This window comes from Acidovorax sp. FW305-C-20-28 (assembly GCF_058783375.1).
Genome location: NZ_JBYSYM010000051.1, coordinates 25,962 through 35,149, shown reverse-complemented (window position 1 = coordinate 35,149; position 9,188 = coordinate 25,962). Strand labels below are relative to the sequence as shown.

At 69.3% G+C, this 9,188-nt stretch carries 9 protein-coding genes and 1 pseudogene; 4 read left to right on the top strand and 6 right to left on the bottom strand.

What is annotated here, in order from left to right; genetic code table 11:
* The 4 genes and pseudogenes from AC3WOH_RS32755 to AC3WOH_RS32740 all read left to right on the top strand — a co-directional run.
* Nucleotides 1-143 (top strand): annotated as a pseudogene (locus tag AC3WOH_RS32755) (4-hydroxyphenylpyruvate dioxygenase); the annotation flags it as partial.
* Nucleotides 140-439 (top strand): 4a-hydroxytetrahydrobiopterin dehydratase, encoded by a 300-nt coding sequence (locus tag AC3WOH_RS32750; protein ID WP_492233508.1) that lies wholly within the window; start codon nt 140-142, stop codon nt 437-439. The pseudogene AC3WOH_RS32755 and the gene AC3WOH_RS32750, both read left to right, overlap by 4 nt.
* Before the next feature lie 18 nt (nt 440-457).
* On the top strand, nt 458-1,357 hold the full coding sequence (gene phhA, locus AC3WOH_RS32745) for a phenylalanine 4-monooxygenase (protein ID WP_492233507.1): 900 nt from the start codon (nt 458-460) through the stop codon (nt 1,355-1,357).
* 60 nt (nt 1,358-1,417) lie between these two features.
* A complete protein-coding gene (locus AC3WOH_RS32740; RefSeq protein ID WP_492233506.1) occupies nt 1,418-1,921 on the top strand; it encodes a low molecular weight protein-tyrosine-phosphatase in 504 nt (167 codons plus the stop codon).
* Between the two features lie 8 nt (nt 1,922-1,929).
* Here the strand turns inward: AC3WOH_RS32740 and AC3WOH_RS32735 are convergent, their stop codons facing one another.
* From AC3WOH_RS32735 to AC3WOH_RS32710, 6 genes are read right to left on the bottom strand one after another with little or no spacing between them, the layout of a single operon-like run.
* Nucleotides 1,930-3,006 carry an XdhC family protein gene (locus AC3WOH_RS32735; RefSeq protein WP_492233509.1) on the bottom strand — a complete coding sequence of 359 codons (1,077 nt, stop codon included), beginning with the start codon at nt 3,004-3,006 and terminating at the stop codon, nt 1,930-1,932.
* Between the two features lie 59 nt (nt 3,007-3,065).
* Nucleotides 3,066-3,746 carry an SRPBCC family protein gene (locus tag AC3WOH_RS32730; protein WP_492233505.1) on the bottom strand — a complete coding sequence of 227 codons (681 nt, stop codon included), beginning with the start codon at nt 3,744-3,746 and terminating at the stop codon, nt 3,066-3,068.
* 31 nt (nt 3,747-3,777) lie between these two features.
* The gene (locus AC3WOH_RS32725; RefSeq protein WP_492233504.1) at nt 3,778-4,995 is read right to left on the bottom strand and encodes a vWA domain-containing protein; all 1,218 of its coding nucleotides are present in this window, start codon (nt 4,993-4,995) and stop codon (nt 3,778-3,780) included.
* A 1-nt stretch (nt 4,996) separates the two neighbouring features.
* Entirely contained in the window at nt 4,997-5,920 is a 924-nt protein-coding gene (locus tag AC3WOH_RS32720) for an AAA family ATPase (RefSeq protein ID WP_492233503.1), read from the bottom strand.
* A 50-nt stretch (nt 5,921-5,970) separates the two neighbouring features.
* Entirely contained in the window at nt 5,971-6,762 is a 792-nt protein-coding gene (locus AC3WOH_RS32715; RefSeq protein WP_492233502.1) for an FAD binding domain-containing protein, read from the bottom strand.
* 13 nt (nt 6,763-6,775) lie between these two features.
* Nucleotides 6,776-9,163, bottom strand: a complete 2,388-nt coding sequence (locus AC3WOH_RS32710) for a xanthine dehydrogenase family protein molybdopterin-binding subunit (RefSeq protein WP_492233501.1) — start codon at nt 9,161-9,163, stop codon at nt 6,776-6,778.
* Nucleotides 9,164-9,188: the final 25 nt, after the last annotated feature.

The window sequence follows — 9,188 nt, the reverse complement described above, 5'->3', positions numbered from 1 at the left end:
AGTTCATCGAGCGCAAGGGCAACTACCGCGAAGGTTTTGGTGAAGGCAACTTCAAGGCGCTGTTCGAATCGCTGGAGCGCGACCAGATCAACCGCGGCGTGCTGGACGTGGGCGACAAGGCCGTCGCCAAGGAAGCAGCATGAAGCTCACGCCCGAGCAACTGGCAGCACAGTTGCCCGCCCTCACGGGCTGGGCGCACGGCAGTGAGCGCGGCGGCGTGCTCACCCGCGAGTTCCAGTTCCAGGACTTCGTGCAGGCCTTCGGCTTCATGGCCCAGGTGGCCCTGCACGCGGAGCGCATGAACCACCACCCCGAGTGGTTCAACGTCTACAACCGCGTGAACGTCACCCTGACCACGCACGACGTGGACGGCATCTCGGCCAAGGACATCGAGATGGCCACGCTGATGAACCGCATCGCCGCCGCCTTCACGGCATAGACGGCCCAGGAGACACACATGCTGCAGCAGCTCAAGGAAACTGCCAAGCACGGCCTGGCGGCCGGGGACGCGCACGCCCCCGAACGGCCCGACTGGACCATCGACCAGGGCTGGGCCAACTACACCCAGGAAGAGCACGGCGTCTGGCGCACCCTGTTCGAGCGGCAGTCCAAGCTGCTGCCGGGCCGCGCCTGCGACGAGTTCATCCGCGGCATGCAGGACCTGCCCATCGGCCCCGAGCAGATCCCCGACTTCGAGCAGATGTCCAAGGTGCTCAAGAAGCGCACGGGCTGGGAAGTGGTGGCCGTGCCCGGCCTGGTGCCCGACGACGTGTTCTTCGGCCACCTGGCCAACCGGCGCTTTCCGGCCGGCCAGTTCATCCGCAAGCCGCACGAGCTCGATTACCTGGAAGAGCCCGACGTTTTTCACGACGTGTTCGGCCACGTGCCCATGCTCATGAACCCTGTCATCGCCGACTACATCCAGGCCTATGGCGAAGGCGGCCTGCGCGCCAGCCGCCTGGGCGTGCTGGAGAAGCTGGCGCGCGTGTACTGGTACACGGTGGAGTTCGGCCTGGTGCAGCAGAGCGATGGCCTGCGCATCTACGGCGCGGGCATCGCCTCCTCGGCCAGCGAGACGCGCTTCTCGGTCGAGAGCGATTCGCCCAACCGCGTGCGCTTCGAACTGGAACGCGTGATGCAGACCAATTACCGCATCGACGACTTCCAGGAGACCTACTTCGTGCTGGGCCACCTGGACGAGCTGCTGGAACTGGCCAAGATCGACTTCGCACCGCTCTACGATCGCTTGAAGGGCGCGCCGGAGCACGAGGCCGGCGCAGTGCTGCCTGGCGACCGCGTGGTGACGCGCGGCACCCTGGCCTACCACGACGCCAAGCGCGAGAAGGCGCACGCCTGATCGCCGCCATGCGACACTCCTGAACGGCCCCCACGGGGCCGTTCTGCATTGAGGGCACACATGGCACCAACAACACCCGGCTATTCGGTCCTTTTTCTCTGCATGGGCAACATCTGCCGCAGCCCCACGGCACACGGTGTGTTCCGCCACCGCGTACAGGCGGCGGGCCTGGCCGACCGGGTGCGCGTGGATTCGGCCGGCACGCACAACTACCACCCGGGCGAGCCGCCGGACCACCGCTCGCAAAAGCATGCCACCCGGCGCGGCTACGACCTGTCGGACCTGAGGGCGCGGCAGATGCTGCTGGCCGACTTCGCAGCGCACGACCTGGTCCTCGCCATGGACTGGGACAACCTGGCCATGGCGCAGGAGCTGTGCCCACCCCAGCATGCCCACAAGCTCCGGCGCCTCACGGAGTTCTGCCTGCACATGGACAGCCCCGTGGTGCCCGATCCTTATTACGGCGGCGCCAGCGGCTTCGACGATGTGCTGGACCTGGTGGAAGATGCGTGCGAGGGGCTGCTGGAGCATGTGCAGCGGGAACTGCAGACCCGCAGCCGCTGAAACAACGGTCAGCGGTTCACCGCACAGACCAGTGGCCCGGGATCGTTGTGCGCCACGTCGCGGTCGTTCTTGGCCTGGGCCACTTCCATCACGCGCGGCAGGGCCACGCCGTTCTTCACGGCCAGGATCTCGGCCATCACGCTCACGGCGATCTCGGGCGGGGTCTTGCTGCCGATGTAGATGCCGATGGGCCCGCGCAGGCGCACGAGGCTGGCCTCGGTCTGGTCGAAGTGCTCGATCATGCGCGCGCGGCGCGCCTCGTTGTTCCGGCGCGAGCCGATGCCGCCGACGTAGAAGGCCTCGGTGGACAAGGCCTCCAGCAGCGCCAGGTCGTCGAGCTTGGGGTCGTGCGTGAGCGCCACCACGCAGCTGCGCCGGTCGGGCTTGAAATCCACCACCACGTCGTCGGGCATGGCGCTCACCAGGGTGGCGCCGGGCACCTTCCAGCCGTGGCGGTACTCCTCGCGCGGGTCGCACACGGTCACGGCAAAGCCGTTGAACAAGGCCATGGTGGCCAGGTACTCGGCCATCTGGCCCGCGCCGATGATGAGCATGCGGTATTCGGGGCCGAAGGTGTTGGTCAGCTCCTGGCTGTCCACGGCCAGCTCGGCCGGCTCGGTGGCCATGGCCAGCGCCACGGCGCCATCGGCCAGGCGCACCGTGCGGCGCACCAGGCGCCCGGCCTCCAGCGCGGCGATCAGTTCGGCCAGGCCGGCGGGGTCGGGGTCGTATTCGAGCAGCAGCTCCAGCGTGCCGCCGCAGGGCAGGCCGAAGCGGTGCGCCTCGTCGGCCGTGATGCCGTACTTGACGAAGGACGGCGGGCCGTTGGGGATGCGGTGTTCATGCCCTGTGGCACCGGCACGCTCCTGCGCATAGGCACGCGTATGGCGGTCGATCAGGTCGTCCTCGATGCAACCGCCCGAGACTGAACCCACGACCGAGCCGTCCTCGCACAGCGCCATGATCGAACCCACGGGCCGCGGGGAAGATCCCCACGTGCGCACCACCGTGGCAAGCAGGGCGCGCCGGCCCGCTGCACGCCAGCCGTGCAGGGTGCGCAGCACCATCACATCGAGGTTTTCCATCGTCGTCGTCATCGTGCGTAGATTGTGCCCAAGGCCCGCCGGTTCCGTGCGCCAGGGGCTTAGTTCAGCCACCACGCGAGGGCGACCAGCAGCAGGGCGCCTGCCACCCAGACCCACACCGGGATGCCCGCGCCCTGCGCCTCCTGGGCGCCCGTGGCCTGCAGGCCCGCCCGCTGGCTCGGGACGAAGCCGCTCGGCGGGCCGGCATCCTCGCCGGGCTGGGTGGGGATTTCGGTGGGCACGGTGTCCGGCGCGCCCTCCACCGCAGGGGACGCAGGGGGATGGCGGCGCTGCATCTCGTTGTCGAAGCGCTTGAAGAAATCCTCGGCCATGCCCTTGGCGGCGCCGTCGATCAGGCGCTGGCCGAGCTGGGCGATCTTGCCGCCCACGGTGGCGTGCACGGTGTAGTGCAGCTCGCAACGCTCCTGGCCACCCTCAGGTGTCAGCGGTTCCAGCCGCACCTGGGCACTGCCCTTGCCGAAGCCCGCCACGCCGCCCGAGCCGTCGAAGGCGATGGTGTAGCTTGCGGGGGGCACGATGTCCGACAGCGTGATCTTGCCCGCGAACTTGGCCGAGACCGGGCCGATCTTGAGCGCCATGGCCACGCTGTACTGGTTCTCGCCCGTGGGCTCGACCTTCTCGCAGCCGGGGATGCACAGCTTGAGCACCTCGGGGTCGTTGAGCGCCGCCCAGGCCTGGCTCTGGCTGACGGCAAGGGTGCGGCTGGCTTGCATTTCCATGGTGGGAATCCTCGGTTCGTTCTTCAGATGGTCATCGGCGCAGCACGGTGGCAATGCTGTCCGCCAGGTCCTGCAGGCGGGCGAGGTCGTGCACGGCCAGCATGCCGTGCGCCTGGCGGTGCAGCACGGCCGCGCCGCGTGCCGTGGGCGCATAGCCGCCAAAGCGCAGCAGCGGGTTGAGCCAGAGCAGGCGCGCGCAGTGGCGGCGCAGCCAGCCCAGTTCCTGCTCCAGCAGTTCGGGGGCGCCGGTATCGAGGCCATCGGTGATGAGCAGCACCAGGGTGCGCCGCCCCACCAGCCGGCGTGCGTGCTGCAGGCGCAGGGCGCGCAGGCTCTCGCCCATGCGCGTGCCGCCGGCAAAGTCGGCGATGGCGTGGCTGGCGGCTTCCAGCATGGCGTCGGTATCGGCCAGGCGGAAGGCCGGGGTGAGGTCGGTCAAGCCCGTGCCGAAGGCGAACACGTCGCGCCGCAGCGCACCCGCGCGGCGCGGCGCGGTGGCGGCGTGCAAAAAAGCCAGCAGCAGGCGCGCATAGCGCTCCATGGAGCCCGACACGTCCACCAGCACCAAGAGTGGCAGGGGCTGGCGGCGGCGCTGCAGCAGCGGCACCTGCAGGAATTCGCCGCCCGTGCGCGCCGCCTGGTGCATGGCACCGGGCCAGTGCGGGCGGCTGCCGCGCACCCCGGGGCGGGTGCGGCGGGCGGCGTAATCGGGCAAGGGCAGCGGAATGTCGCGCGCCAGTTGCTCCACCAGCCGGTACTCGCTGGCCGAGAGCTGGTTGAAGTCCGCATGGCGCAGGCGCGCCAGATCGCTGGCGGTCATGGCGGCATCGAAGTCGACCTTGTCCTCCTCGCGCGGCGGGGTCTTGCGCGCGGCGCGCACGGGCGCCAGGGCCTCGCTCACGCGCGGGCGGCGCTTCACGGGCTCGGCTTTCGCCTCGGCGCTGGGCAGCATCTGGGCCAGCAGCTTCTGCGCCACGTTCGGGTTCTTGAAGTAGGCGTCGAACAGCTCGCGGAACACCAAGCGGTCCTGTTCGCGGCTCACCAGCACGGCTTCGAGTGCGGCGGCGACATCCGGGCGCTGCAGGCCCACCAGCAGCACCGCCTGCTGTGCCAGGGCCATGCGCGCGGCATCCACACGCACGCCAGCGCGGCGCAGCGTGCGGCCAAAGCCGGTGAGGTTGTCGGCCAGCTTGCCGGTGCGCGCGTCGCCCAGCTGGGAAGCCGTCGCCGTGGAGGGAGCGACCACCATCTCAAGCCTCGGCATCCTGGGGCTTGAGCAGCTCGGCGGCCATGTCCCGCGTGAGCGCAGCCACGTCCTCGCGCTGCTTGAAGAGGATGCCTGCCGTGTCCGAGACGATCTCCGGGTCCACCACCAGGGTGTCGAGCGCCACCAGGGCCTTGGCCCATTCCACGCTCTCGGCGATGCCGGGTGCACGCTGGAAGGCATTGGCAAACGGCTGGCTGCGCAGCCGGTGCACGAAATCGGCCACCTGGGCGGCCAGGGCCTCGCTGGCGCCGGGTACCTGCGAGCGCACGATGGCCAGTTCGCGCTCACGCTCGGGGTAGTCGAGCCAGTGGTAGAGGCAGCGGCGCTTGACGGCGTCGTGCAGGTCGCGCGTGCGGTTGCTGGTGAGCAGGGTGACCGGCGTGGCCGTGGCGCGCACCGTGCCGATCTCGGGAATGCTGACCTGGTACTCGCCCAGGTATTCGAGCAGAAAGGCCTCGAAGGGCTCGTCGGCGCGGTCCACCTCATCGACCAGCAGCACGGCCCCAGGCGCGGGCGCGTGCAGGGCCTGCAGCAGGGGGCGGCGGATCAGGTAGCGTTCCTGGTAGACCTCGGCCTCGATATCGCGGACCACACCCTGCTGCAACTCTGCGGCCCGCATGTGCAGAAGCTGGGCAGCGTAGTTCCACTCGTACAGCGCCTCGCGCTGCTCCAGCCCGTCGTAGCACTGCAGGCGGATCAGGCTGCGCGCCAGCACCTCGGACAGGGCCTTGGCCAGCGCCGTCTTGCCCACGCCGGGCTCGCCTTCGAGCAGCAGCGGGCGCTGCAGCCTGAGCGCGAGGAACACGGCGGTTGCCAGGCGCCGATCAGCGAAATAGCCCACGCGCTGCAGGGCCTGCACCAGGTCGTCGATGGAGGCCAGTTCAGGCGGCAAGGCAGCAGCGTTCATAAGCAAGAGAGAGTCCGCCATGCACATCAGCACATGGCGGACGGGGAAGGTCAGCCCAGCATCTGGGCCACGGCGCGTTGGGTTTGCACACTGATCAAATTGGCGCGGTAAGCGGCGCTGGCATGGATGTCGCTGTTCAGGTCGCTCGCATCCACCTTCACCGCCGCGGCCGACGCCACCGAGAAGTCCTTGTTCAGCGCCGCCTCCAGCGCCTGCTGGCGAAACACGCTGCTCGCGGCGCCCGTGACGGCCACGCGCACGCCCGCATCGGTCTGCGCCACGAACACACCCACCAGCGAGAAGCGCGAGGCTGCCTGCTTGAACTTGAGGTAGGCCGCGCGCTTCGGGATCGGGAAGCGGATCGCGGTGATCAACTCCCCCTCGTTCAGCGCCGTGGTGTACATGCCCACGAAGAAGTCGTCCGCCGCGATCTCGCGCTGGTCGGTGATGACGGTGGCATTCAGCCCCAGCACGGCGCTGGGGTAGCAGGCCGCGGGGTCGTTGTTGGCCACCGAGCCGCCCAGCGTGCCGCGGGCGCGCACCTGCCGGTCGCCGATGTGGGCGGCCAGGTCGGCCAGGGCCGGGATGGCGGCCTTGACCTCCGCGCTGGCGGCCACGTCCATGTGCCGCGTCATCGCGCCGATCACCAGGGCATTGCCCTCGCGGCGGATGCCGGCCAGCTCGGCGATGCCATTGAGGTCCACCACCTGGCCGGGGTTGGCCAGGCGCAGCCGCATCGAGGGCAGCAGGCTTTGGCCGCCCGCGATGGGCTTGCCGCCTGCGCCCGCCAGGCGCAGCGCATCGGCCACGCTGGCCGGGGTTTCATAGGTGAATGCATACATGGTGTGCTTCTCCTCAGGCTTTGGCGCTTTGAATGGCTTCCCACACGCGGTGCGGGGAGGCCGGCATGTCGAAATCCTTCACGCCCAGCGGGCGCAGGGCGTCGAGCACGGCATTGATCACCGCGGGCGGCGAGCCGATGGCACCGGCCTCGCCGCAGCCCTTGGTGCCGAGCGGGTTGTGCGTGCAGGGCGTGCAGACATGGCCGAGCTTGAACTCGGGGAAGTCGTCGGCGCGCGGCATGGCGTAGTCCATGAAGCTGCCGGTGAGCAGTTGGCCGGTCTCGCGGTCGTAAACGCAGTTCTCCAGCAGCGCCTGGCCGATGCCCTGCACCAGGCCGCCATGCACCTGGCCCTCCACGATCATGGGGTTGATGATGGTTCCGAAGTCGTCCACCGCGGTGAACCTGTCCACGCGCGTGGCGCCGGTGGCCGGGTCCACCTCCACCTCGCAGATGTAGGTGCCGGCCGGGAAGGTGAAGTTGGTCGGGTCGTAGAAGGCCGTCTCGTTGAGCCCGGGCTCCAGCTTGTCCAGCGGGTAGTTGTGCGGCACATAGGCCGTGAGCGCCACCTGGCCGAAGGGGATCTTCTTGTCCGTGCCGCGCACGCTGAACTCGCCGCCGCTGAAGTCGATGTCGGCGTCGCTGGCCTCCATGAGGTGGGCCGCGATCTTCTTGGCCTTGGCCTCGATCTTGTCCAGCGCCTTCATGATGGCCGCCCCGCCCACGCTGATGGAGCGCGAGCCGTAGGTGCCCATGCCGAAGGGCACGCGGCCCGTGTCGCCGTGCACGATGTCCACGTTCTCCACCGGAATGCCCAGGCGCGCGGCCACCACCTGGGCAAAGGTGGTCTCGTGCCCCTGGCCGTGGCTGTGCGAACCGGTGAACACCGTGACACTGCCCGTGGGGTGCACGCGCACCTCGCCGCATTCGAACAGCCCGGCGCGCGCGCCCAGGGCGCCCGCGATGTTGGACGGCGCGATGCCGCAGGCCTCGATGTAGCTGCTGTAGCCCACGCCGCGCAGCAGGCCTTTGGCGGCGCTGGCGCTCTTGCGCGCCTCGAAACCGGCCACGTCGGCCAGTTCCTGGGCCTGGGTCATGCAGGCGTGGTAGTCGCCCACGTCGTACTGCAGCGCCACCGGCGTCTGGTAGGGGAAGCTGGTGATGAAGTTGCGCTTGCGGATCTCGTCCTGCGACAGGCCCAGGTCCCACGCGCAGCGCGTGACCAGGCGCTCGAGCAGGTAGGTGGCCTCGGGCCGGCCCGCGCCCCGGTAGGCATCGACCGGCGCGGTGTTGGTGAACCAGGCGTCCACCTCCACATAGACCTGGGGCGTGGTGTACTGGCCCGCCAGCAGCGTGGCGTACAGGATGGTGGGCACGGCCGTGGCGAAGGTCGACAGGTAGGCACCCAGGTTGGCATCGGTGTGCACGCGCATGGCCAGGAACTTGCCGTCCTTGTCCAGGGCCATCTCGGCATGGCTCACGTGGTCGCGGCCATGGGCATCCGAGAGGAAGGCCTCGCTGCGGTCGGCCACCCACTTGATGTAGCGGTTGAGCTTCTTCGCGGCCCAGGTCAGGCACACGTCTTCGGCGTACAAAAAGATCTTGGAGCCGAAGCCGCCGCCCACGTCGGGCGCGATCACGCGCACCTTGTGCTCGGGCAGGCCCATCACGAAGGCCGTCATGAGCAGGCGCTCCACGTGCGGGTTCTGGTTGCTCACGTACAGCGTGTACTCCTCGGTGGCCCGGTTGTACGAGCCGATGGCCGCGCGCGGCTCCATGGCGTTGGGGATCAGGCGGTTGTTGACCAGGTCGAGCTTCGTGACGTGCGCGGCGCCGGCAAAGGCCGCATCCACCGCGCCCTTGTCGCCTATGGCCCACTTGTAGCAGTGGTTGTCGGCCGCGATGTCGTGCAGCGCGGCGCCGGCCACGCTGTTCGCCGCCGCATCGGCCACGCTGACCACGGCGGGCAGCACGTCGTAGTCCACCTCCACCAGCTCGGCCGCATCGCGCGCCTGCTGCTGCGTGAGCGCCACGACGATGGCCACGTGGTCGCCCACGTAGCGCACCTTGCCCTGCGCCAGGATGGGGTGCGGCGGCTCCTTCATGGGCTGGCCGTCGGTGCTGGTGATGAGCCAGCCGCACGGCAGGCCGTTGATGTTGTCGGCCGCCACGTCGGCACCGGTGAACACGCCCAGCACCCCGGGCGCCGCCTTGGCGGCATCGGTGTTGACGCTGTTGACGCGCGCATGCGCATGCGGCGAGCGCACGAACACGGCGTGGCTCTGCGCGGCCAGCACCACATCGTCGGTGTACTGGCCCGCGCCGGTGAGGAAGCGGTAGTCCTCCTTGCGGCGAAGGGCCTCGCCGATGTGCGGCAGCTTGGAGAAGTCGGAAGCACCCATGGTCTTGTCTCCTGGTGGAATGAGG

What these genes read in the sequence shown, in the direction of transcription:
- AC3WOH_RS32725 (WP_492233504.1), bottom strand. Translation starts at nt 4,995, where the DNA reads ATGGTGGTCGCTCCCTCCACGGCGACGGCTTCCCAGCTGGGCGACGCG.
- AC3WOH_RS32735 (WP_492233509.1), bottom strand. Translation starts at nt 3,006, where the DNA reads ATGGAAAACCTCGATGTGATGGTGCTGCGCACCCTGCACGGCTGGCGT.
- AC3WOH_RS32710 (WP_492233501.1), bottom strand. Translation starts at nt 9,163, where the DNA reads ATGGGTGCTTCCGACTTCTCCAAGCTGCCGCACATCGGCGAGGCCCTT.
- AC3WOH_RS32730 (WP_492233505.1), bottom strand. Translation starts at nt 3,746, where the DNA reads ATGGAAATGCAAGCCAGCCGCACCCTTGCCGTCAGCCAGAGCCAGGCC.
- AC3WOH_RS32750 (WP_492233508.1), top strand. Translation starts at nt 140, where the DNA reads ATGAAGCTCACGCCCGAGCAACTGGCAGCACAGTTGCCCGCCCTCACG.
- phhA (WP_492233507.1), top strand. Translation starts at nt 458, where the DNA reads ATGCTGCAGCAGCTCAAGGAAACTGCCAAGCACGGCCTGGCGGCCGGG.
- AC3WOH_RS32715 (WP_492233502.1), bottom strand. Translation starts at nt 6,762, where the DNA reads ATGTATGCATTCACCTATGAAACCCCGGCCAGCGTGGCCGATGCGCTG.
- AC3WOH_RS32720 (WP_492233503.1), bottom strand. Translation starts at nt 5,920, where the DNA reads ATGAACGCTGCTGCCTTGCCGCCTGAACTGGCCTCCATCGACGACCTG.
- AC3WOH_RS32740 (WP_492233506.1), top strand. Translation starts at nt 1,418, where the DNA reads ATGGCACCAACAACACCCGGCTATTCGGTCCTTTTTCTCTGCATGGGC.